Genomic DNA, 21,766 nt, shown 5'->3' with positions numbered 1-21,766 from the left:
ACTTGGGTACGAACTCCCCCACAGCCTTGAAGGAGGCCACCATGATCGCCCTCGGAATCTCCATTGCCGCCATCACCGTGATCGGGGTCGGCCGCACCATCCGGACCGTCCTCACCGACGGCCAGGGTCGCGTGCCCACCCGCGTCCACCCCCACGCGTTCAACCTGCGCTGACACCAGCCGCCAACACGAAGCCCCCGCGAGGATCTCGCGGGGGCTTCGTCGTCGTGGTGGACCGTCAGGCGACGTGGGTGCGGTAGCCCGGCACCAGCTCGTCGACCAGGACGTCGGTCTCAGCCGACGAGCCGACAACTGACCCGTGCTCGGCGATCGCGGCATACATCTCGTCGACGACGCCCCTCAAGTCCTCGCGCTCGCCGAAGTGAGCCGCGAGCCGCAGCCTGGAACGCCACAGCTCCTCGCTCGCGGGCAGGAGCGTGAGCCCCTGGGCGAGCACGGCACGGGCCGCGGGCTCGTCGTCGCGGGCGGCGGCCGCCTCGGCGCAGGCCTGCACCGTCAGGCTGACCGCCATCGCGATGTCGCCCTCGACGGGCATGGACTCGAGCCAGCCGTAGCGACCGGCCGGCACGCCGCTGAACGGCAGGCCGGCGACCAGAGCGAGGGCCGTACGCATGTGTGTCTCGCGACGGGTGCCGTCCTCGGCGGCGCGGTTGAGCGCCTCGCGGAATGCGTCCCAGTCGAGGTCGACGGCACCGGGGGCCAGGCGCCAGACGCCTGACTCCTGCTCCAGCGCGGGCGTGCCGGCGGCGGTGGTGCCGAGCCAGTCGGCCACCTGCCGGAGAGCACCGTCTCGCACCTGGGGGTCGACACCGCGCGGCCACAGTGCCGCACTGATCCGGTTGGCATGGACGCCGGTCGGGTGCAACGCGAGGAAGCAGGCGAGCTCGGTGAGGAACTCGACCCGCTCGGGGTCGACCTCTCCGGACGCCTCGACCTGCACGGGTCCGAGGACCCGGATGCTCGCGACGGCCTCATGGGCTGCGCTGACCTGCTGCTCGGACTCGAGAGTCTCCACCAGCTGGTCGATGCTGACTCGGCGGGCGGCATGGACCGGTTCGTAGAGGGCAGCGAGCGCCTCGGCGGCTGCGGGCGTGATGACCTGCGCGGCGACGTCGACGCTGTGCAACGGCGACGAGATGCGGCCATCGGGACGGGCGGTCAGGCGCACGGCGGCATCGCGGACGCCGCCCACGACGACGACACCGAGTGCGACCTGCGGGTCGGACGCCAGGGCCTCGAGGTGCGCGAGCTCCTCGGCGTTGGGGACTCCCGAGCAGACCACCAGGTGATAGGTCCAGTCCGACCCTGGCGCGTTCGCGCGGGCCTCGCGGATCGTGCGGGCCTCGGCCTCACGACAGGCGGCCCGTTGGAACCGCGCGACGTTCTCGAGGCTCTCGAGCACGCGCTCGAGGTCATCGGTGCGGCGGATCGCGCCTTCACCTATGGCTGAGACGTCACCGGCGAAACCGACGAGGGTGACCAGGCGGTCATCGGCCCACGCGTGGGTCGCGGTGTCGATCGCCATGCTGAGCGCCACGCCTCGAGCGGTCTCACTGTCGCCGTCGAGCGACAGCACGCCGCTGATCGACTCCGGGTCGAGCATGAGGATGCTGCCGTCGTCACGACGGCCGATGCTCGCCATGCCCGGCAGTGCGGACAGGCCCGACACCGCCGGCGCGACATCGCGGTCGAGGGTCCACACCTTGGCGCGCGCCGACCAGCCGGCCGGCGGCGGGACGTCGGGGACCAGGTCGAAGGCGATCGCCATGCCGCCACCGCTGACCGACGCGCGCAACGGCGCCGGCATGCCCGGAGCTCCACCGAGCGAGCGCAGCGCGCGGTCGAGCCAGCTCGAGGTCTCGAGGTCGGCCTCGTCGCGGAGCCTGGCGCCCGGGGGCGGGGAGGCTGGATCGGGGTTGTGCGGGTCAGGGTCGGTGGGCGTACGCGCCGACCACCAGGCGGCCGCTGGTGCCGAGTTGCGGCGACGCCGCAGCGCGAGCGAGGCACCCGCGACGACGAGACCGCCCGCCACGCCGAACAACGGCGACCACGAGCCGAGGTGGATGCCACCACCCGTGTCGTCTGCCGTGGCGACGTCGGCCTGGTCAGCAGCGGCCGCAGCGGTGTCGACCTCGTCGGTCGGCGCTGCCTGCTCGACGTCTGCAGCCTGCTCGTCGACCTTGGCGTCGGCCGCGTGGTCGATCACCTTGAGGCCCGGCCCCTTGGCGTCGTTGGGCAGCTTCATGACCCAGCCGGGATAGATCAGGTCGGCCTTCTGGAGCACCCGGCCGTCGGGCTGGGTGACGCCCTTGTTGAGGTCCCAGATCTCCTTGTAGCGGAAACCGTCGCCGAGGTAACGGTCGGCGATGTCCCACAGCGTGTCGTAGTGACGGCCGTCCGGCGGCTTGACGTCGTAGTAGGTCGTGACGCCCTCGGCGATGTCGACCGGCGTGGCGTCGTCGAGCGTCTTGACCGCCGGCAGCGTGCCGTCGGGCAGCTCAGCTCGATCGGCTTGAGGGACGGCAGGCGACTCCAACACGGCGCCGACGAGGTGGCTCTGCGAGACGTTGGTGGGTGCCGACGCCTCGACGGCGGAGGCCGACGACATGCCGACGGAGGTGGCGGCGGCGAGCAGGACGATCGAGCTGACGAGCCGGCGAGCCAGGCCCTGGGTGCCGATGCCGCCCCCGGGGATGCGCGGGGCCAGGCCACTCTTGCGACGCTCCGCGACCGCCTCGACCACCAGGCACACGACGAAGTGCGCCCAGGCGAGCCAGACGACGACCGCGAGCACCCCCAGGACCGTCTCGCCTGTGGTCGGCGTGCTGAGCCACTCGACGCTCGGCTTCTGGTCGGGCCACGGCGTGCCGAACGCCGCGAGCAGCGCGACGGGCACGCCGAACACGATGGCGAGCGTGCCGAGCAGCGCGAGGATTCCGGTCGCGACCTGCCGGAACCGGCTGGGCTCCTCGGTGACCGCGGGCAGCCGGTTGTGCGGAGATCGTTCGATGGTGGATGTCATCGTTCTCTCCTGTTGTGACTCAGTAGATGACGGTGGGGGGCTGGTTGGGCGCCTGGACCTCTTGGACCGGCAGGACCTGGCGCATGCGCATGACGAATCCGTCGCCGAGGGTGTGCGTCTCGCCGCCGATCTCGCCATAGGTGACCTCCCACGTCACCGACACGTCGGCGTAGAAGGCGTCCTTGATGTTGGCCGGGATCGGCTTGGTGGCGTACTTGCGGGCCGAGGCCGACGACCGCGGGAAGATGATCGAGCACGCGTCAGCGGGTTGGTTGCGCGGCAGCGCGCCCTCGCGATAGGGCGAGTCGGCCAGGCACGTCGTGGACTTGATGCCCTGCTGCTGCGGGTTGATGACGACCTTGGTCGCGCGCGCCCGCATGACGACGTCACCCGCTGTGACCTCACGGTAGGCACCGCCGTTCCTCGTCTCCTCCATGGGCGTCCCGGAGGCCGGGTCCATCCAGCGGAACGTGAAGAACGTCGGGATGCCGACCAAGGGCGTCGAGTTGGGCCGCGTCACGAGGATGGGCACCGGCATGGGCTTGTTGCGGTCGACCTGGTTCCACAGGAAGTTCGTGATGCCGTTGTGATGGTCGCTCGTGTCGGTGCCGAACGGGACGAACACGATCGACAGGGACAGCGTGCGGTTGGGTCCGCCGTTGTAGGTGTCGAAGTCGATGTTCTCCAGGCAGGTCATCAACATGAACCGGCCCTTGTCGGGATTGGGGTTGTAGGGCTCCTTGACCGTCGGTGGCAGCTCGCGGTAGCGGCACTGCTGGAACTTCTGGTCGCCGTACTTCTCGCGCAGCGTCTTGGCGTCGCCGCCACCGAACGTGTTGCAGTACATCCCCATGCCGGTGCCGTTGGCATACACCGAGCACGACGTCGTGTCGGTCTTGAAGTCGTCGACCTGGGTGCGAGTGCTGAGGTCGGGGTCCGGGTCGGGATCGCTGTCGGGGTTCTCAGGGCAGGTCTGCCCCAACCCACATGGCGTCTTGGTCGCCACCTTGGGCTCAGCACTGGCCGACGACGCCACGCCGCTCAGCACGGCCGTCATGAGCAGGGCAGCCGCCGACAGCAACAGCGCTGCTCGCCTCGTTCGGATCATGCGGGTGCACCCCCTGGGCACTTTCCTGAGTACTTGAAGGCCGTCATGATCCAGTGGCCGCCCGTCAACCGCATGGTGACCTTCTGGCGAGCCCACGTCGACAGCTCAGCACGACTCGGGTCACCGATGGGCTTGTTGTTCTTGTCGTAGTACACCGTGGTCGGATTCCATACGCAGACCACCATCCGAGCTTGATTGCCCGAAGTGCGTACGGACTGCACCTTGGCGTCGCCCACCTTGTCGACGTGCCAGTCGCCCTTCCAGGCCTGCTTGATGCTGGCGACGTAGGTGCGCAACACACTTTTGGACAGACCCTGTCGCATGCTCGGCAGCACCTTGCGGGCGTTGGTGGACCCGGCCACGCCCTCCACCGCCTGCTTCCAGGCAAGCACAGCGGGATCGTCGGCGTAGGCATCCCAGTTCTGGATCTCGTACGTCACACCATCGGCGCCCTTGGGCTGCACTGGCGTGGTCGGCGTGGGTGATGCCGTCGTCTTGGTCGGCTTCGGATCAGCCTTGTCGTCGTCGCTGCCACACGCAGAGACGCCCAACAGCAGCGCCAGCACTGCGACGCTGGCCATCAGCGATTGCCGACTCACGAAAGATTCCCCCCGGACATCCTGTTGCAGAACCCCACCAGCATACCGAGAAATGCCCGTTGTCAGGAAATGGGACCACTCGCACCGGAGGCCGGATCGCTATACCGTCAGGACACCGGCAGGTCGGGGGCGACACATGGTGACGCGGACAGCGGGACCGTTCGAGTACTGGGAGGTCACGGGCGATGCCGTGCGCGCAGCCGCGGCAGGCCCAGCCACCAACGCGACAGTGATCCAGTCGCTCGCCGGCGAGCTCGAGGGCGACGAGGTCCGCGCCGCCCGGGCGATCGAGGGCGACATCAGCGCCGGCGTCGTCGCGAATCCGCATGCCGCCAGCACCACGGCTCACCATCTCGCTGCCCACGGGCAGTACGCCGTGGGACTGCTGCGGATGTTCGGGGCCGATGTCGACCGGTTCGACGAGACGGTCGACGGCATCAACGTCGACTACCACTCGCGCGTCAGCAGCGCGCTGGACGCGGCCCGTCACGGTCCGGACCCGCACGGCGGCCCGATCGACACCACTGCCGTCACGGCGGGGATCGAGACAGACCTGAAGGCGCGCTACCTCAAGGCGCAAGGGGTCATCGACGATGCGGCCGACACGATCGCCTCGATGTTCCGGCAGGGCCCGACCGACGACAACGTCCGCGACCTCATCCGTGCCGGTCTCATCCCGCTGGCGTCCGCGAGCCTCTACCCGACGCTGACCCTGACGGCCGACGACACAAGAGCCGCGCTCAAGGCAGCGGTTCACGCCATGGTGCTGCGGATGATCGAGGCCGGGACGCTCCCGCCCGAGGTCGGCACCATGTCACCGGACGACTTCCGGGCATACCTGATCGAGCATCCCGACCTCGCCACCCGGCTGTACGCCCAGGAGCCGCGGCCCGGCAGCGAGTGGCCCGAGGGTGTGCTCGCGGCACTGACGATGTCGTTCATGACCTCGCCGGGCGGGGCCGACGAGGTGCTCGAGCACCGTCGCGAGGACGCCCGTGCCCTGTTCGAGAGCCTCGGTCCGGCCGACGCCGCCATGCTGGCGATGCTCTTCCCCAGGACCGTCGGCAACCTGTCCGGAGTGCCGTTCGCGAACCGGGCCGACGCCAACGACGTGTCGATCATCGCGGCGCTGGACGCCGAACGGGACGACCTCGCGGACCTCGAGCGCCGTCACCAGCACAACCAGCACGACTGGGACTTCCTCGGACTCAACAACGACGACCTCGAGGGCCCGATCGGCGACTCCAAGGACCGCATCTCGCTCTATGAGTCGATCCTCCGCAACGACCGGCAGATCCTGCTGTTCGACCCGTCCGGCGACGGCGCGATCGCCGAGCTGCACGGCACGATCGGCGCCTCGACCAAGAACCTCGGCGTGCTGGTGCCTGGCACCGGCACGGACCTGTCGAGCTTCCAGGGCGTCGCGGACCGGGCGAACAACTTTGTCGAGAACAGCCGGCCGGGGGAGCTGGCGATGATCTCGTGGATGGGCGGCGACCTGCCCGACAGCATCGTCAAGGACGCACCGTTCGCCAACTACGCCCGCGACCTCGGCCCTCTGCTCGCCGGCTTCTCCCATGACGTACGCCAGGAGGCCGCGCACTCCGCGGGGGCCGCCAACGACATCCATACGACGTACGCCGGGCACTCGTACGGCGGTGCGGTCGTGGGCCGATCCGAGCTCGCCGGGCTCGACGCCGACCGAGTCCTGCACATCGAGTCGGCGGGCATGGGCCACGACATCGAGGACCTCGACGACCTCCCGGCCAGCCAGCGCGACGTCGACCGCTACTCGATGACCGCGCCGGGCGACATCATCGGCGACATCCAAGGGATGCAGGTCGGCGACAACATCGGCCACGGCGCCGATCCCGACACGTTCGAGGGGACGCTTCGCCTCGACACGGGCAACAAGGCCGGCAGCGACGAGCCGAACATCGGGGTCGACTCGCACACCAGCGTGTTCCAGGAGCACTCGGACGCATGGCGCAACATGCTCGAGGTGTTCAACGGCGGCACGGTCACCGGCTATCGCCAACCCGACTACTACCTCCCTCCCACGCCGTACGCCCAACCCGTGCAGACCGGGTGGGCGACGCCGGGCGAGAGAATAGACATCCCATGAGACCAGCCCTCGTCACCATGACCATCGTGCTCGCCCTCGCCCTCGGCGCCTGCGGCGACAAGAAGGAGGACCAGATGCGGACCATCGACGAGGTCGCGGCCCAGGCCCGGCACGACATCGACGCTCTCGCCGCCCGGCTCGGAAGCGATCCGGAGGTGCGCGAGGACACCATCACCGACTGCACTCCCGGCCAGAAGGACTCGGGCAAGGACCTGATCTACACGATCCACGTCACGGTCGAGCCCGGCGCGATGGCTCGGCTCAAGGGCGAGATCGCCGACGACCTCAGGGCCGACGGGTGGACCGTCAAGGAGGACGCCGGCTCCGACAGCGTCCGGTTCGCCAAGGGCGACGCGACGATGGGGGCCTCGGTCTGGGAAGACCTCGGCAAGGCCTCGGTCGGCGGTTCGGGCGGGTGCGTGAAGTAGCCGGTCAGTCCGGCTTCTTGCACTCGTCCGGCTTGTCCTTGTCGTCGTCGGGCTTGTCCGTCGGCTTCGGCTTGTCCGTCGGCTTGGGGGTGCACGGGGTCACCTCGACCTCCGGCGGTGTGGGCGGCGCCGTGGCAGTCGGGTTGCCGGTCGCCGGGGGTGCGACCGAGGGCGGTCCGACGGTGGGCACTTTGCCACTGTCGGGCTCGGAGATGCCGCTGACCGGACGGGCCAGCGCCGCGCCGGAGGCGTTGAGCACGGACTTGCGGATCATGCCGAGCAGGATCGCCTTGATCCTGATCTGCGTCGACACCGTGACGGCGTTGAACGCACCGCCCGGGTCGTCGATCCGGGTGATCTCGGCGCGACACTTCACGAGTTGCGAGTCGGCCGCCATGGCCTGCTGGCAGTACTGCTGCGCCGCCTTGAGCGCGTCTTCGGGGACGAGGTCGAGCCGCGGGTCGGCGACGTCGATCGCCTGTGCTCCGGCCCGGGCCGCCTCCTGTGCGTACGCGACAGCGCGGCCCTTGGCGTTGAGCTGGCGGCCGCCGTCGACCACCAGCGCGGCCAGCAGGATGATCGCCAGCGACACGATCACGACGAACGGCGTGATCGAGCCGGTCTCGTCACGGCGCTTCATCGGTAGCCCCGGTAGCGGTCGAGCGGACTGGTGAACGTACGCGTGATGTGCACCGACTTGAGCGGCAGGGCCGCGAGGTCGCTGAGGTCGAGCGTGCAGTGCACCGTCACCGAGACGGTGTCGATCGCCAACGGGTTGTTGGGGTCGGGCAGGTCGAACGCGGTCTTGCTCAGGACCGGCGGATCGGCCACTGCGGTGTCGCGGCACGAGGAGGGCGCATCGGCCATGGCGTCGGCGATGACCTCGTTGACGGTCTTGGGGACGTCGGAGCGTACGTTCTGGGCGGTCGCCGCACGGGCGGCGTCGCGGGCCGCCTGGTCGACGAGGTTCTCGGTCTGGGCGTAGCGGCCGAACGCGATGATCAGCATCATCAGTGCCAGCAGGAACGGCGCGACGATGACCAGCTCGAGGCTGGCCGAGCCGCGGTCGCCGCGCCTCACGGCGAGTCCCTCGTGTCGCCACGGAACTGCTCGAGCGTCGCCTCGGAGGACTGCTGGATCTCGACCGAGCCACCCAGCGGCAGCACCGCGTCACCGATCACGAGCATCGTCACGCGCCCGGTCTTGGTGTCGATCGTGCCGATCGCCGTGACGTTCTTGAGCCGGCCGATCTTGGTGGCGTAGCCCTCGGTGACGTCCTCGGCCGCGTTGACGAACGACCGCGGGTCGGAGTTGTTGCCGGCCAGTCGCAGGTAGGAGACGCCCTCGCGCGCCGCCGACTGCGCGGTGTTGCGCGCATAGAGATAGAGCCCCGCCTGGATGATCGTGAAGATCAGCAGCAGGAAGACCGGCGCGATGATCGAGAACTCGAGCGCGCTGGTGCCGCGCTCACGACGAGCCCGCAGCTCAGGTGTTGGAGCCTTGCTGGATCTTGTTGGAGTTGTCCTCGACGACACCCTGGATGACCTTGGCGACCACGAGCGCGAGGACGACGACGACGGCCGAGATGATGGCCCACTCGATCGCGGAGGCGCCGCGCTCGTTGAAGCCTGCACGTCGTGCCCGGTCTGCGCGGGCGTGGACGTACGCGATGATTGCCCTGGCGTAGAACAGTTCTGCTGACACGAAATCTTCCCCCGACGCATGGAGCCGTCGCCTACCTGAGCTGACTGACGGCTGGATAGGCCAAGAATACCAAGAACGCGATGCACATCAGCAGCTGTGCCATCAACATCGACTGCGAGCTCTCGCCGGCCGCGCCCTCGATGTCGACCATCTCCTTGCGACGCATGCTCTCGGCCCGCGCCATGAGGGACAGGCGGATCCGCGCACCTTCGTCTCCGGCGAGGGCGAGGGCCGACGCCAGGTCACGCAGCTCGTCGACCCCGAGGTCGCGGCCGAGCCTCGCGATGCCCTCCCACGGGGTCCAGCCCATGATGCGGGCGTTCGACAGCGCCTGCCGCATGCGGACCATGGCCCAGTGGTCGCCGAACGACGACGCGGCCATGAGCGCCTCGGGGAGGCCACGCCCGCCGGCGAGGTTCATCGCGACGAGGTCGAGGAATGCGCCCGTCACGTGGCGGAAGTCGCGGCGGCGCGACTCGGCCTCGCGGTGCAGGGTCAGGTCGGGCAGGAAGAACCCGAAGATGCCCGCGATGAGCGCGAACACGATCGGGAGCCCGCCGTTGCCACCGAAGCCGAACAGGAAGACCACGGCGGGGAACCAGATGAACGCCGTCAGGCCCAGCAGCGCCTTGGTGCCGAGGTGCGTGGTCATCGGGCGGTTCATGACGGCGAGGTCCTCACGCGTACGCATGAGCTGCCAGCCGCGCGCCGAGACCTCGGCCTCGATGCGCTCACCGACGGTCTCGCGGATCCGCTCGAGCCGGCCGTCTGCGCCCGCGCCGGCCGCGCTCGCCGTGAGCGACCGACGCGAATGGCGCGTGCGGTCGAGCCGGCTGAGGGTAGCCGCGACACCGGGAACGGGGCGGCTGAGCACCATCACGATGATGAGGATGCCGGCGCCCACGCTGGCGCCTGCGAGCAGCTCGAGGATCATGCTTCGGGCACCTTCGTCGTGGGGGTGATCAGGAAGCGCTCGGGCTCGCTCACACCCGAGAGGCTGCGGAGCCAGAACACGCTGAGGCCGAAGACCGCCAGCACGACGGCCAGGACCGTCTGACCCTCGACGGTCCCGTAGGGCTTGACGTACTCGCGGTTGAACAGCACGAGCAGGGTCGCGACGCCGGCGATGACACCCACGACCACCTGGACGCTGCGGCGGGTGCTGCGGCGGCTCGACTCCACGCGGCGGCGGACGTCGAGCTCGTCGCGGGCCGAGCTGGCCAGTGCCGTGAGCACGTCACGAAGTCCCGGACCGCGGAGACGGGCGTTGAGGATCAGCGCCGCCACGACGAGGTCGGCAGACGGGTCGTCGAGATCCTCCGAGAACTTCATGAGCGCGTCGGGCAACGGTTCGCGTACGCGGAGGCGGTCGACCAGGAGGTTGAGCGCGGGGCGGATCGACGGAGCGGCGTTGACGGCTGTCGCCGGGATCGCCTGCTCCAGACCGACGGCTCCCGCGATCGTGTCGCGCAGGGCCTCGATCCAGCCGGCGAGCCCCTCGATGCGCGCGATCGCCGCGCGCTCGTGCCGGGCGCCGCCGAACACCCGGTCCCAGAACGCGACCAGCGCACCGAGGACCACGGCGAGGACGACCCAACGGGTCAGCGCGAGCACCACGACGCCCACCAGCGCCCCGGCGAGGAGCTGCTGGCCCCGGCGCCGGGTCGTACGCGACGAGACCCTGCGACGTTGCGGCGTCGCCCCCTCGATCGTGTCGGACTCCCCGCCCCTGAGCGCGTAGACCAGGAGCACGCAGCCGAGGCCGAGCAGTGCTCCGGTCGTGACCGCGAGGGGTATGCGGTAGTCCTCCAACATCGACTAAGCCCACCTGCCGTGGACCATGGGCTGGTAGCCGTGGTCCTGGAGGTCGGCGATGCAGCCGATGGGTGAGTGCGGCACGGCCCGGCCGTCGGCGTCCGGTGCGAACACCTCGTTGGACAGCACCTGCCCGTCGTGACCGACGACCTCGCGGATGCTCTCGACGACGCGGACCTGTCCTCCGCCCGTCGCATGGTCGTTGTGCTTCCGGATGAACACGACGAAGTCGAGGGCACCGGCGATCAGCATCGTCGTCGCCTCGAGCGGCAGCCGCTCGCGACTCTGAATCGCATAGGTGCCGATGCGGTTGAAGACCTCAAGCGAGGAGTTGGCGTGGATCGTCGACAGCGACCCGTCGTTGCCCTGGCTCATGGCGTTGAGCATCGTGACGATCTCGTCGCCCAGCACCTCGCCGACGATGACGCGCGAGGGGTTCATGCGCAGCGAGCGGCGTACGAGCTCGGCCATCGACACGTGGCCGAGGCCTTCGGAGTTGCCCAGCCGCTCCTCGAACGAGACGACGTTGGGGTGCAGGTCCTCGTACTCGCCGAGGCCGACCTCGAGGGCACGCTCGACGGTGATGAGGCGCTCCGACGGCGGGATGACGTTGGCCAGCGCGCGGAGCATCGTGGTCTTTCCGGCGTTGGTCGCGCCGGCGATCATGATGTTCTTGCGGGCCTTGACCGCCGCAGTCAGGAACGAGCCGATCTCGGGCGACATCGTGCCGTTGGCGACGAGCTCGTGCAGGAAGACCCGGCCGAGTCGCGCCTTGCGCACCGAGATCGACGGCCGCGCGCAGACGTTCATGACGGCGGACAGACGTGAGCCGTCGGGCAGGCGGAGGTCGAGCTGCGGGTTGGCCGAGTCGAACGGCCGGCTCGACAGTCCGGTGTGGGCAGCCAGCACCTGGACCAGCTCGACCAGCTCGTCGTCGGTCTCCGCGACGGGCGGGTGGCGCTCCTCGCGACCGTCGGCGTACTGGACGAACACGTGGTCGCAGCCGTTGATGTCGATGTTCTCGACGTCGGGGTCGGACAGCAGCGGCTCGAGCCGGCCGACGCCGAACAGCGCCGAGTGGATCGCGGACGCGACCTGGCCCTCGACGTCGGCCGGGATCGGGGACCGGCCCTCGGCGACCTCGTAGCGGGCGTGGTCCTCGAGCACCTGGATGATCAACGACCGGGCGTACTCGCGCTCGTCGTCGGCATTCATCGGCGAGACGCCGCTGATCTGGTCGCGGCGACGCTGCTCGTTGAGCCGGTCGGCGACCTGGCCGCGGAGCGTACGGACGAGGTCGTGGTCGATCATGAGGCGACCTCCGGGCTGGACTGCTGGACGGGCCGGAACGCGCCCATCGTGCGAGCCGCGAGCTCGTCGACGATCGGCTGCGCGGAGCGTACGAGCTGGGTGCGGGCGGGATTGCCGACGACCTGGCCGAGGAAGAAGCCCGCTCCGGTCTCGTCGCTCGCGAGGTGGTGGACCGCCGCGACCGGCGTCGAAGAGCGCTCGATGGCGTCACGGATCTCGTTGACGGTGCGGGACCGCTTGGGATGCGCGACCACGACGACGTAGATCGGCGCGCCAGCGGCACCGCCGAGCGTGTCGCTGACCTTGCGCAGGCGTTCGCGCAGGTGCACGACGCTGCTCGGCACGGTGTCGACGAGCATCACGACGGCAGACGCCGAGGCCAGCAAGGCGTTCTGCGGTGTCTCGGCCCCGATGCGACCGAGGTCGACGACCGCGTCGGTGCCGGGGAGGTGCGCGAACAGCAGTCCGAGCTGGCCCCACTGACCGAGTCCGGATGCCTGCTCGGGAGCCGTCATGCCGGTGACCACGTCGAGCCCGCCGACGATCTGCTCGACGTGCTGGGAGACCAGCTCGGGGTAGAGCGACTTGCGGCCGGCGGCGACGAGGTTGAGCAGACCAGGGTTGGGGTCGAGAGGCTCGCCGTCGATGCCGGGCATCCGCAGCGCGACGTCACCGCCCGACGGGTCGCACTCGACCATGACGCTCGGCCGCGGCCACAGTGCGGCGAACAGCAACGCCGCCGTGGTCACGCCGGGCGATCCCTTCGCCGAGGCAACGGCAACCATTCCCATGCGTCAGGCCTCGCAGGTCTGCTTGACGAGCGTGCTCTCGCCGCCGATCAAGGCCGGGGTGATGGACCTGTCCTCGATGCCCTGCGACACGACCGAGAGGCAGGAGAGGTCGATCGACACGACGATCGCGACCTCGTCGCCACCCGAGCCGGCGATCGCTCCGCCCTGCTCGTCGCCGACCGAGATCAGCTCGGCGCGCACGGTCTGCCGCTTGCCACCGTCAGACGTACCGATGTCGAGCGCGAGCTGGTCACCCGACTGCAGGCCGCTGATGAACGGCGACGCGTCGACCGTGACCGTGAGGCGGGTCTGGTTCTCGCTGAGACCGGACTTGTCGGACACCATCGAGCGCATCAGCACCGTGCCGGGCAGCAGCCGGGCCGCGGCGGACTTGCCGACGATGCTGTCGGAGTCCGACGACGGGACGCCGCCCTTGAATCCTTCGGGCAGGCTGACGCGGGTCAGGTCGTCCTTGGAGATCGTCGCGCCCTGGGCGACCTCCTGGTCGACCTGGACGAAGTACGAACGGTTGCCCGACTGGATCGCCAGCCAGGCCGAGGCCAGCGCGCCGCCGAAGATCAGCAGGACGGCGAGGCCGATCAGGGCCGGACGGGACTCCCGGGTCGAGGGGAGCCGCGAGGCGGTGGCCTGGTTCGCGCTCGGTCGTGCCATGTGGTGCACCTCTCGGGGGTATCTGGTCATCCTCGAGGGGCAGCAGGATCCGTCCCCCGACGTGGATCTCGGGACAAACGGTACACGGAGTCACGTGTGCCGCCCGACGGCGGACGGCACCGTCAGCGAGAGCTCTTGGGCCCGGGCGTTGCAGGAGCAGACGACGGCGGGCGGCCCTGTTGCTGCTGCTCCTTCTTCTCGTTCTCCTCGGTCTTGCGGAACGCCTCGGTCACGGCGAGGGCGGCGACGATGACCGCCACGACGATCAGCCCGACGACCAGCGCCGGCCAGACGCGGCGGTGCTCGCGCCAGGTGCGGCGGCTGCCGTGCAGGAGGGCCGAGCGCAGCTGCCGCCGCCGCATCGCATCGGCCTCGAGGACGTAGCGCTCGGCGTTGGGCGTGTTCTGCATCGCCGTCCGCGGGCCCACGGGAGGCGGCCGGTGACCGTCCTGCTCAGTCATGCCTCGACCTACGGCCCGCCACGAGGCCGCCGATGCGGAGCATGGCCTCGCGGGTGGCTGGGGTGACGTGTGCCGGGTCGTACGCGTGACCGGCCTGCAGATGCGGGTCGGGCGGGACGACGACGACCGCGGCGCCGGGTGCTCCGGCGAACTCGCGCTGGGCGTCGCGGTGGGACTGCTCGTGCGGGCAGACGACGACGTTGATCGCCGATGCAGCGGCCTGCGGGTTGACGACCTTGATGCGGTCGAGGGCCGCCCGCAACGCGTGGACGCCGAGCTCGCCCGGGCTCGTCACGACGACCACCTGGTCGGCCCTGGCGAGCGCCGAGTGGCCACCCTCGCCCGCGTCGTCGCCGACATCGAGCAGGTTGAACGTGTGGTCGGCCCGCAACCGGTCGAGCACCCCTGCGACGTCGGCGCGGGTCAGCCCCTGGTCCCAGCCCGACCCGTCGACGAGTCCGAGACCCGTCGCCGCCGCCGGCGGCGTGGTCGCCTCGACCTCGGAGAGCATCGAGGCCACCGTGCGGGGCTCCGCAGCGCCGAACGTACGGCCGAGGGACGGCGAGCCCTGCTGGACGTCGACGACGACGCTGTGGTCCTCGCGCATCGCCATGAACGCCGTGCCGACGCCGACGGCGATCGTGGTGCAGCCGACGCCGCCCTTGCCGGCGACGAACGCGACGATGCGGCGATCGGTCTGCCGCTGGCGGATCGCGTCGACGGCTAGGCGCTCGCCCTGGACTGCCAGCGCGGCATCGGGTGTCGTGAGTCCCTTGGCGACGGTGCGCAGCAGGCGCCCGGTCTGCCGCGGTGCGGGTTCGGGTGAGCCGGTGCGCGACAACAGCTGCTCGGCGGCCGACGGCGGGCGTACGGAGTCGTCGGGCACCGGTGCGGCCTCAGGAGTCGGGGGGTCGAACTCCGGGCGGATCGGCACGACCCGGGCCCGCGGCTCGTCGACGTCCTCGGGCTCCGGCCGAGGGGGTGTCCGCGGCTCGGGGTCGCCGAGACCGAGGCTGCGGGGGTCGATGCCCATGCGGCTGAGGTCGCTGGCCGCGGACTGGGCCTGGCGGCGGTCGCGCAGCGACTGGTCGGGCTGGTCCTGGTCGTCGTCAGACATCAGAAGACCCCTCCCATCTTGTCGTAGACGCCGAGGGCGCCGAACAGCACGACGAGGAGGTCGACCACGACCAGGAACTCGACGACGTTGAGCCAGCGCTTGACGCGCGCCCGGGTGATGTCGGACATCTGCAGCGTCGACAGCGCGACTGCCGCGAGCAGCACCAGGGCGACCGCGACGACGAGCCATGGCGTCGTGGACTCCTCCTCGACGGCGAAGCGGACCGCTGCGAACACCATGACCGCGATGCCGGCGACACGCAGCGGCAGCATGTGCGGCGTACGGGAGAACAGTCGTGACCGGAGGATGGCTGCGGCGGCGAGCGTCAGGGCCAACGTGCGGTCCCACGAGCTGCCGGCCAGGTCGAGCGCGATGCCACCCCACGCGACGACCAGGGCGATGCCGACGAGGGAGCCGATCAGGACGGCGTTGCTCGCGCGATAGCGGGCCCGCAGCGTGACGAGGTCGAGCCGGCCGACATGGCGTACGCGGTAGTCCGCGCTGGCCAGACCGCCGACCGACAGCGACACCAACGGGATGACGCCGACGACCAGGAGGACGACGACCGGGAGGACGCGACGGTAGTGGTCGACCGGGATGTCGGTCCAGCCGACGATGGCATAGCTGAGTCCCGCGACCAGGACGACGACGCCGACCGCGAGGTGGCCGGTGGCTGCGGGTGTGAGGAGTCGAGCGACCCCGGCGACCACGGCGACCGCGGCGACGGTGATCGCGACGACCTCCCAGCTGTCGACGTCGGCGCGGTCACCGAGCACCGACCCGGCGAGTGCGGCGAAGACCATCGCGCCGGCCGCCGCGACCTGCGCGTCGACGACGCGCGCGAACCGCGAGGCCCACCACGTGACGAACAGCAGGACGGCCGTCGTGAGCAGCGTCGCGGTCGGGGTGATGACGTCCGCGAGGCGGCCGCCCTCGTCGAGCTGGCCCGCGGCCCAGGCGATGACGCCGAGCGCGGTGAGCACCGCGACACCGAGGATCACCGTGAAGGAGCGCGTGGTCAGCGTCGTCCAGACGCCGCCGGACGCGTCGACGCTGTCCTCGACGGTGTCGCGTACGTCCTCGACCGCCACCGGGCGGACGTCGTCGTCCTGCGCCCGCAGCTCGAGGATGTCGCCGTCGAGCACCCCGGCGTCACCCAAGGTCTGCGCCAAGGACAGCGAGGCGCCACCCAGGTGGGCGAGGGTCCAGCTCGTCGGCGAGCCGTTGGTGTTGTCGGGGGCCGCGTAGCGCATGACCTGCGGCAACACGTCAGCCAGCGGCAACGCGTTGGGGAGGGCGAGGTCGATCGTACGATCGGTCGTGACGACCGTGACCCGGCTGTATGCAGTCAGCAACGGTCAACCCCCTTGACGTCACGGTATGCCAGTGGCCGCACCTTGCGGGCTCGAGATGGCGCTTGCGAGCATATCGTTGACCCACGCCACCACACATCCGCTCATCGAACCCGGGGACTCATGACGACCGCACTGGTGAAACGTCCGGCCCGCATCGAGCCGCCGAGCACGCAGTCGGCGCCGCTGTCGATCGAGGCTCCGCCCATGAAGGGGCAGGCTGCGCCCGCCATGGCCGGCGCCAGCATGATGATGATGCCGATCATGAGCGGCACCGGTTCCGTGACGGTCGCCATCACGCAGCGCGGCCGGCCCATCGTGGCGGTCGCGGCGCTGCTGGCGCTGATCGGGTCGATCGCGATCGGCGTGATGATGATGATCAGCCAGCGCAGCGGCACCAAGCGCCAGGTGCGCGAGGGCCGCGAGCGCTATCTCGACTACATCGAGGCCCTGCGCCACACGGCACGCGACCAGATCGCGAGCCAGCGCGCCGAGCAGGCCTGGCGCTACCCCCGCACCGACGAGCTCCTCGACATCTGCCGCGACGACACCCGCCGCTGGGAGCGCCGCCCGTCGCACCTCGACTTCCTGTCCGTACGGCTCGGCACGGGCGAGGTGCCCTTGGCATCGGGCCTGACGCTCGACGCCGACACCGGGCCGCTCAACGACTTCGACCCCGTGTGCCTGCAGGCCGCCCAGGAGCTGACCCAGCGCTACTCCTCGCTGCGCGCCCAGCCGATCACGCTCAACCTGCGCGACATCGGCCAGACCAGCGTGATCGGCCGGCCGTTCCACCGCAGGGCGCTGGCGACCAACCTGGTCCTCCAGCTCGCGACGCTGCAGAGCCCCAACGACGTCGAGATCGCACTCGTACGTTCCGACGACACGGCCGCCGACTGGGACTGGATCAAGTGGCTGCCCCACACGCAGTCGGGCAGCGCCCTCGACGGCGACCTGCCGGCACGGCGCGTCACCTCGGACGTGCCCGCGATGGCCGAGCTGCTGGCCGCCGACCTCGAGGCCCGGCTCGACCGTGCCCAGCGATCGCGCGGTGGCTCGTCGGCGCCGTCGTCGCACCTCGTCGTGATCGTCGACGGCGAGGGGCTGCAGCCGGGGCAGCACCTGACGTCGCCCGACCCGCAGGTCCCGCTCGCGGCCCTCGGCGTGCACGTGGTGTCGCTGCTCGACTCGGCCCGGCACGAGCCGGAGTCGGTCAACGAGCGCATCGAGCTCGGCGACGACGGTTCGGTCGTGCTCGACTCCCGCGAGGCGCCGTTCACGCTCGACATCCCGCCGGAGGGCGTCGCCTCCGCCGTCGCCCGCCTGCTGTCGGCGCTGCGCCTCACGATCGAGGACGCGAGCGACGACGGACTCTCCGACACGGTCGGCCTGCCCGACATCCTCGGTGTCGCCGACCCGGCGAAGCTCGACCTCGTACGCTCCTGGCGGCCGCGAGCGCTGCGCGACCTGCTGCGGGTCCCGATCGGCGTGGGTGCGACCGGCAACACCGTCGTGCTCGACCTCAAGGAGTCCGCGCACGGCGGCATGGGGCCGCACGGACTCGTCGTCGGCGCCACCGGCTCCGGCAAGTCCGAGATGCTCCGTACGCTCGTCAGCTCCCTCGTCATCGGCCACGGCCCGGACCGGCTCGCCCTGATGCTGGTCGACTTCAAGGGTGGCGCGACGTTCGCGGCGATGGAGCACATCCCGCACATCGCCGGCATGATCACCAACCTCCAGGACGACCTCACCCTCGTCGACCGGATGCGCGACGCGCTCTACGGCGAGATGCAGCGACGCCAGGAGATCCTCAAGGACGCCGGCAACCTGCCCAACGTCACGGTCTACCAGGACCGCATCGACGCCGGCGAGGACCTCGAGCCGCTGCCGCACCTGCTGGTGATCGTCGACGAGTTCTCCGAGCTGCTGACCGCCAAGCCCGACTTCGCCGAGCTGTTCGTGGCCATCGGGCGCATCGGGCGATCCATCGGCGTGCACCTGCTGCTGGCGACCCAGAAGCTCGAGATGGGCAAGATCCGCGGGCTCGAGTCGCACCTCTCCTACAGGATCAGCCTCCGGACGTTCTCCGAGGGCGAGAGCCGCGACGCGATCGGCGTACCCGACGCGTTCCACCTGCCGCCGGAGCCCGGCTCCGGCTATCTCAAGGTCGACACGACCGTGTTCGACCGCTTCAAGGCCGCACTCGTGTCGTCCCCCTACGTGCCGCCGAGCGACGGGCCCAAGACGTCGGTGCCGGTCGTCCCCTACGTCGCGGTCAACGGGCTCGGCGCCTGGCTCGCCGCCCAGCAGGCTGCGCTCGACGATCTCGACGGCGGGATGCGGGTCGACCAGGCCGCCTCCAACGCCACGGTGCTCGACGTGCTCTGCGACCAGATCACGGCGTCCGGCGCCACGCAGGTCCGGCCCGTCTGGCTGGAGCCACTGCCGGCCAAGCTCGCTCTCGGCGAGCTGATCTCGCTCGACGACACGTCCGACCCCACGACCTGTGTCGCGGTGCTCGGACAGGTCGACGACCCGGGCCACCAGAGCCAGTTCCCGCTCGAGTGGGACTTCACGGGCGGCGGCGCCAACGTCGTGATCTCCGGATCGCCGCAGACCGGCAAGTCGACCCTCATCCGTACGTTGATCCTGTCGATGTCGATGTCGTACGCGCCGGGCGACGTCATCTTCTACTGCATCGACTACGGCGGAGGGTCGCTCAGCGCGCTGCAACGTGTCCCCCACGTCGCGTCCGTCGCGGCCCGGGTCGACCCGGAGCGCATCAGCCGCACCGTCAACGACGTACGCGCGTCGCTCAACCACCGCGAGGCGATGTTCCGCGAGCACGGCCTCGAGTCGATGGCCGCGTTCCGCCGCGCCCGCGCCGCCGGCACGGTGCCCGACGACGAGCCCGGTGACATCTTCCTGATCGTCGACGGCTGGGGCACGTTCCGCGACGAGTTCGACGACCTCGACTACGCGATCGCCGACATCGCCGCCCGCGGCACCAACTTCGGCGTGCACGTCATCGTCACGGTGACCCAGAACATGCAGGTCCGCATGCGCATGCAGGGCTCGATGGGCGGCCGGCTCGAGCTGCGCATCAACGACGCGTACGACTCGGAGTTCGACCGCAAGGTCATGGAGCAGATCCCCAAGGAGGCCAACGGGCGCGGCATCACCGGCACCCGCAACTCGGCACTGCTGTTCCAGGCGGCGCTCCCGGTGCTGGAGGTGCCTGACGCGTCGGCCGACGACACCGCGCAACAGACCTTGATCAACGCCGTCCTCACCAAGTGGGGCGACCGCAGCGTCACCAAGGTCGAGGTGCTGCCGCGCCTCGTCACGCTGGCCGACCTGCCGCCCATCGAGCTCGGCGACAAGGGCGTCCTCGTCGGCATCTCCGAGCTCAACCTCGGACCGGCCGAGATCGACGTCTTCGGCGCCGACCCGCACCTGCAGGTCTACGGCGACGGCGAGACCGGCAAGTCCAACCTGCTCAAGCTGCTGATCCACAACCTGGTCTCGAGCCGCACCGCCGACGAGATCGGCATCGTCGTGGTCGACTACCGCCGCTCGCTGCTCGACGTCGTACCCGAGGACTACCTCTTGACGTACGCGACCGGCATGGAGCAGGCGGCCGCGATGGCGGCCGACGTCGCGGGCGCGATCCGCGCCCGCGTGCCCGGTCCGGACGTCACGTCCGAGCAGCTCCGCAACCGCACCTGGTGGTCCGGCCTCGAGGTGTTCGTCATCGTCGACGACTACGACCTCGTCGCGACGTCCCAGGGCGATCCGCTGGCGCCGCTCGTCGACCTGCTCCCGCAGGGTCGTGACCTCGGCTTCCACCTCGTCCTCGCCCGGCGCACGGGTGGTATGTCGCGTGCCGTGTTCGAGCCGATGATCCAGCGCCTGATCGACCTCAGCGCACCGGGATTCATGTTCTCCGGCGACCGGCTCGAGGGCCGGCTCGTCGGCGGCCACCCGTCGCGGCGCCTGCCCAAGGGTCGCGCCATGTACGTCACGCGCGACGGCGCCACGTCCCTGGTCCAGACGGCACGGGTCGACGACGACCAGCGCAACAGTTGAACCGTCCACTATGAGCAAGGATGTCGCAAATCGGGTCGATGCCATATCCTGAGGAAACTGACTGACTCACACAGGGGGTAATCCACGATGACTTCAGATCGCGTATCACTGTCCGAGGGCTATGAGGGCGCCCTCCAGCGCAACAAGGGCCTCGCCACCGAAGGCGAGAACGCGCACGGCCTCTCCAAGAAGCAGCACAACCACACGGCTGACCTGCTGGGCCAGAACAAGGGTGCGCTCGCGACCCAGGCCGGCAACGGCTCGACCGCCGCGGCCAACAGCCTCTCGGCCGGTGCGCTCATGCACACCAACAACGCTGCTGGCGGCGCCGACTACCTGCGCCGCACCGCCGGGCACGAAGACACCGCCTCCCACGACCAGGCTGGTGAGTCCCGCACCGTCGAGACCGCCGCGTCCGACCTGACCGCCAAGATCAACCGGGCCTGAGCGCCCCCTTCGACTTCAAGGAGACATCATGAGTGATCAGCTTCGCGTAGACCGTGGGTCCGTCCAGCAGCACGTCGACGACACCCGCTCCAACATGGCCAACTTCCGCGAGACCAACGAGGGCGCGGACCGTCAGCAGGCCCACCTCCAGAACCAGATGGAGGGCGGCGTCGGCTCCGACCTGCAGGCCCAGACGCGCTCGGTCAGCCGCCACCACGGCGACGAGATCGACACCAACGTCAACAAGCTCGCCGGCAAGACCTCGGAGAACACCGACGAGTTCATCGCCAACGTCCGCAGCGCGGCCAACAAGTCGCTCAACACGATCAACTGAGGCTCGTCATGGGTGGATCCAGCGACGTCACCGGCGTCGAAGTCGGTCAGCTGCACAAGGTCGGGACGACGGTCTCGGGACGCTCGACGTCGGGCCATGCCGCGGCGAAGGGGCTCAAGGAAGGCCTCGACTCCGCGTCGGGCGGCCTCGGGCACCCCATCGTCGGCACGGCGCTCACGAGCTTCGTGAACGACCATGTGCTCGACGACTCGGGCAAGCTGGGCAACCTGCTCACCGACGGTGGTCACAACGTGTCCAACGTGGCCTCGACCGCTCGCAACAGCGACGAGGCGGGCGCCGCCAACCTCGCAACGCCGATCAGCACGACCTCTGAGGTCGGCGACCGCATCAACCGCCAGGTCTGACACCGG

The 21,766-nt window shown here is 70.0% G+C and carries 22 protein-coding genes; 7 read left to right on the top strand and 15 right to left on the bottom strand.

Annotation, left to right across the window (positions count from 1 at the left end):
- The first annotated feature begins 41 nt into the window (after positions 1-41).
- The gene (locus ASC61_RS20375; RefSeq protein ID WP_268750609.1) at positions 42-173 is read left to right on the top strand and encodes a hypothetical protein; all 132 of its coding nucleotides are present in this window, start codon (positions 42-44) and stop codon (positions 171-173) included.
- Between the two features lie 64 nt (positions 174-237).
- Here ASC61_RS20375 and ASC61_RS08025 read toward each other — a convergent pair whose 3' ends face one another.
- Genes ASC61_RS08025 through ASC61_RS08015 form a run of 3 tightly spaced genes read right to left on the bottom strand, consistent with a single transcriptional unit; the run spans position 238 to position 4,731 of the window.
- On the bottom strand, positions 238-3,042 hold the full coding sequence (locus ASC61_RS08025; protein ID WP_056210795.1) for a LysM peptidoglycan-binding domain-containing protein: 2,805 nt from the start codon (positions 3,040-3,042) through the stop codon (positions 238-240).
- A gap of 19 nt (positions 3,043-3,061) precedes the next feature.
- Positions 3,062-4,150: a hypothetical protein gene (locus ASC61_RS19695; RefSeq protein ID WP_157439421.1), complete on the bottom strand. Its 1,089-nt coding sequence runs from the start codon at positions 4,148-4,150 to the stop codon at positions 3,062-3,064.
- Positions 4,147-4,731: a hypothetical protein gene (locus tag ASC61_RS08015; RefSeq protein WP_056210793.1), complete on the bottom strand. Its 585-nt coding sequence runs from the start codon at positions 4,729-4,731 to the stop codon at positions 4,147-4,149. The genes ASC61_RS19695 and ASC61_RS08015 overlap by 4 nt, the downstream gene beginning before the upstream one ends.
- 154 nt (positions 4,732-4,885) lie before the next feature.
- On the opposite strand from ASC61_RS08015, the gene ASC61_RS08010 reads away from it, so the two are divergent.
- Both ASC61_RS08010 and ASC61_RS08005 read left to right on the top strand, forming a co-directional pair.
- Entirely contained in the window at positions 4,886-6,874 is a 1,989-nt protein-coding gene (locus tag ASC61_RS08010; RefSeq protein ID WP_056210792.1) for an alpha/beta hydrolase, read from the top strand.
- A complete protein-coding gene (locus ASC61_RS08005) occupies positions 6,871-7,302 on the top strand; it encodes a hypothetical protein (RefSeq protein ID WP_157439419.1) in 432 nt (143 codons plus the stop codon). Before ASC61_RS08010 ends, ASC61_RS08005 begins: the two co-directional genes overlap by 4 nt.
- 4 nt (positions 7,303-7,306) lie before the next feature.
- On the opposite strand, the gene ASC61_RS20065 is transcribed toward ASC61_RS08005, so the two are convergent.
- From ASC61_RS20065 to eccD, 12 genes are all read right to left on the bottom strand, one after another.
- On the bottom strand, positions 7,307-7,942 hold the full coding sequence (locus ASC61_RS20065; protein ID WP_056210790.1) for a Tad domain-containing protein: 636 nt from the start codon (positions 7,940-7,942) through the stop codon (positions 7,307-7,309).
- A complete protein-coding gene (locus tag ASC61_RS07995) occupies positions 7,939-8,382 on the bottom strand; it encodes a TadE family protein (RefSeq protein WP_056210789.1) in 444 nt (147 codons plus the stop codon). The genes ASC61_RS20065 and ASC61_RS07995 overlap by 4 nt, the downstream gene beginning before the upstream one ends.
- Positions 8,379-8,837, bottom strand: coding sequence for a TadE/TadG family type IV pilus assembly protein (locus ASC61_RS07990; protein ID WP_056210788.1), 459 nt, complete (start codon positions 8,835-8,837; stop codon positions 8,379-8,381). The genes ASC61_RS07995 and ASC61_RS07990 overlap by 4 nt, the downstream gene beginning before the upstream one ends.
- On the bottom strand, positions 8,788-9,006 hold the full coding sequence (locus ASC61_RS07985; protein WP_056210787.1) for a hypothetical protein: 219 nt from the start codon (positions 9,004-9,006) through the stop codon (positions 8,788-8,790). The genes ASC61_RS07990 and ASC61_RS07985 overlap by 50 nt, the downstream gene beginning before the upstream one ends.
- A gap of 31 nt (positions 9,007-9,037) precedes the next feature.
- Positions 9,038-9,940 carry a type II secretion system F family protein gene (locus ASC61_RS07980; RefSeq protein ID WP_056210786.1) on the bottom strand — a complete coding sequence of 301 codons (903 nt, stop codon included), beginning with the start codon at positions 9,938-9,940 and terminating at the stop codon, positions 9,038-9,040.
- Entirely contained in the window at positions 9,937-10,821 is an 885-nt protein-coding gene (locus tag ASC61_RS07975) for a type II secretion system F family protein (RefSeq protein ID WP_056210785.1), read from the bottom strand. Before ASC61_RS07975 ends, ASC61_RS07980 begins: the two co-directional genes overlap by 4 nt.
- 3 nt (positions 10,822-10,824) lie before the next feature.
- On the bottom strand, positions 10,825-12,132 hold the full coding sequence (locus ASC61_RS07970) for a CpaF family protein (protein ID WP_056210784.1): 1,308 nt from the start codon (positions 12,130-12,132) through the stop codon (positions 10,825-10,827).
- Positions 12,129-12,923 carry a hypothetical protein gene (locus ASC61_RS07965; protein ID WP_056210783.1) on the bottom strand — a complete coding sequence of 265 codons (795 nt, stop codon included), beginning with the start codon at positions 12,921-12,923 and terminating at the stop codon, positions 12,129-12,131. Before ASC61_RS07965 ends, ASC61_RS07970 begins: the two co-directional genes overlap by 4 nt.
- 3 nt (positions 12,924-12,926) lie before the next feature.
- Entirely contained in the window at positions 12,927-13,595 is a 669-nt protein-coding gene (locus tag ASC61_RS07960; RefSeq protein WP_056210782.1) for an SAF domain-containing protein, read from the bottom strand.
- Between the two features lie 122 nt (positions 13,596-13,717).
- On the bottom strand, positions 13,718-14,056 hold the full coding sequence (locus ASC61_RS20060) for a hypothetical protein (RefSeq protein ID WP_200935409.1): 339 nt from the start codon (positions 14,054-14,056) through the stop codon (positions 13,718-13,720).
- Positions 14,049-15,173, bottom strand: a complete 1,125-nt coding sequence (locus tag ASC61_RS07950; protein ID WP_056210781.1) for a hypothetical protein — start codon at positions 15,171-15,173, stop codon at positions 14,049-14,051. The genes ASC61_RS20060 and ASC61_RS07950 overlap by 8 nt, the downstream gene beginning before the upstream one ends.
- Positions 15,173-16,528, bottom strand: a complete 1,356-nt coding sequence (gene eccD / locus ASC61_RS07945) for a type VII secretion integral membrane protein EccD (RefSeq protein ID WP_056210780.1) — start codon at positions 16,526-16,528, stop codon at positions 15,173-15,175. Before eccD ends, ASC61_RS07950 begins: the two co-directional genes overlap by 1 nt.
- A gap of 120 nt (positions 16,529-16,648) precedes the next feature.
- On the opposite strand from eccD, the gene eccCa reads away from it, so the two are divergent.
- The 4 genes from eccCa to ASC61_RS07925 all read left to right on the top strand — a co-directional run bounded on the left by eccCa (position 16,649) and on the right by ASC61_RS07925 (position 21,760).
- Positions 16,649-20,614 (top strand): type VII secretion protein EccCa, encoded by a 3,966-nt coding sequence (eccCa, locus tag ASC61_RS07940; RefSeq protein WP_056210779.1) that lies wholly within the window; start codon positions 16,649-16,651, stop codon positions 20,612-20,614.
- Between the two features lie 87 nt (positions 20,615-20,701).
- Positions 20,702-21,061: a hypothetical protein gene (locus tag ASC61_RS07935; protein WP_056210778.1), complete on the top strand. Its 360-nt coding sequence runs from the start codon at positions 20,702-20,704 to the stop codon at positions 21,059-21,061.
- Between the two features lie 28 nt (positions 21,062-21,089).
- A complete protein-coding gene (locus ASC61_RS07930) occupies positions 21,090-21,395 on the top strand; it encodes a hypothetical protein (protein ID WP_056210777.1) in 306 nt (101 codons plus the stop codon).
- Positions 21,396-21,403: 8 nt separating this feature from the next.
- On the top strand, positions 21,404-21,760 hold the full coding sequence (locus ASC61_RS07925; protein ID WP_056210776.1) for a hypothetical protein: 357 nt from the start codon (positions 21,404-21,406) through the stop codon (positions 21,758-21,760).
- Positions 21,761-21,766: the final 6 nt, after the last annotated feature.

The sequence above is a fragment of the Aeromicrobium sp. Root344 genome, from assembly GCF_001425755.1.
In the GTDB taxonomy this organism is placed as follows: Bacteria; Actinomycetota; Actinomycetes; order Propionibacteriales; family Nocardioidaceae; genus Aeromicrobium.
This window is presented reverse-complemented; position numbering and strand designations above follow the sequence as displayed.

Excerpts from the sequence above, each read along its gene's own strand:
- ASC61_RS20375 (WP_268750609.1), top strand. The coding sequence starts at position 42 with ATGATCGCCCTCGGAATCTCCATTGCCGCCATCACCGTGATCGGGGTC.
- ASC61_RS08025 (WP_056210795.1), bottom strand. The coding sequence starts at position 3,042 with ATGACATCCACCATCGAACGATCTCCGCACAACCGGCTGCCCGCGGTC.
- ASC61_RS19695 (WP_157439421.1), bottom strand. The coding sequence starts at position 4,150 with ATGATCCGAACGAGGCGAGCAGCGCTGTTGCTGTCGGCGGCTGCCCTG.
- ASC61_RS08015 (WP_056210793.1), bottom strand. The coding sequence starts at position 4,731 with ATGGCCAGCGTCGCAGTGCTGGCGCTGCTGTTGGGCGTCTCTGCGTGT.
- ASC61_RS08010 (WP_056210792.1), top strand. The coding sequence starts at position 4,886 with ATGGTGACGCGGACAGCGGGACCGTTCGAGTACTGGGAGGTCACGGGC.
- ASC61_RS08005 (WP_157439419.1), top strand. The coding sequence starts at position 6,871 with ATGAGACCAGCCCTCGTCACCATGACCATCGTGCTCGCCCTCGCCCTC.
- ASC61_RS20065 (WP_056210790.1), bottom strand. The coding sequence starts at position 7,942 with ATGAAGCGCCGTGACGAGACCGGCTCGATCACGCCGTTCGTCGTGATC.
- ASC61_RS07980 (WP_056210786.1), bottom strand. The coding sequence starts at position 9,940 with ATGATCCTCGAGCTGCTCGCAGGCGCCAGCGTGGGCGCCGGCATCCTC.
- ASC61_RS07975 (WP_056210785.1), bottom strand. The coding sequence starts at position 10,821 with ATGTTGGAGGACTACCGCATACCCCTCGCGGTCACGACCGGAGCACTG.
- ASC61_RS07970 (WP_056210784.1), bottom strand. The coding sequence starts at position 12,132 with ATGATCGACCACGACCTCGTCCGTACGCTCCGCGGCCAGGTCGCCGAC.
- ASC61_RS07965 (WP_056210783.1), bottom strand. The coding sequence starts at position 12,923 with ATGGGAATGGTTGCCGTTGCCTCGGCGAAGGGATCGCCCGGCGTGACC.
- ASC61_RS07960 (WP_056210782.1), bottom strand. The coding sequence starts at position 13,595 with ATGGCACGACCGAGCGCGAACCAGGCCACCGCCTCGCGGCTCCCCTCG.
- ASC61_RS20060 (WP_200935409.1), bottom strand. The coding sequence starts at position 14,056 with ATGACTGAGCAGGACGGTCACCGGCCGCCTCCCGTGGGCCCGCGGACG.
- ASC61_RS07950 (WP_056210781.1), bottom strand. The coding sequence starts at position 15,173 with ATGTCTGACGACGACCAGGACCAGCCCGACCAGTCGCTGCGCGACCGC.
- eccCa (WP_056210779.1), top strand. The coding sequence starts at position 16,649 with ATGACGACCGCACTGGTGAAACGTCCGGCCCGCATCGAGCCGCCGAGC.
- ASC61_RS07935 (WP_056210778.1), top strand. The coding sequence starts at position 20,702 with ATGACTTCAGATCGCGTATCACTGTCCGAGGGCTATGAGGGCGCCCTC.
- ASC61_RS07930 (WP_056210777.1), top strand. The coding sequence starts at position 21,090 with ATGAGTGATCAGCTTCGCGTAGACCGTGGGTCCGTCCAGCAGCACGTC.
- ASC61_RS07925 (WP_056210776.1), top strand. The coding sequence starts at position 21,404 with ATGGGTGGATCCAGCGACGTCACCGGCGTCGAAGTCGGTCAGCTGCAC.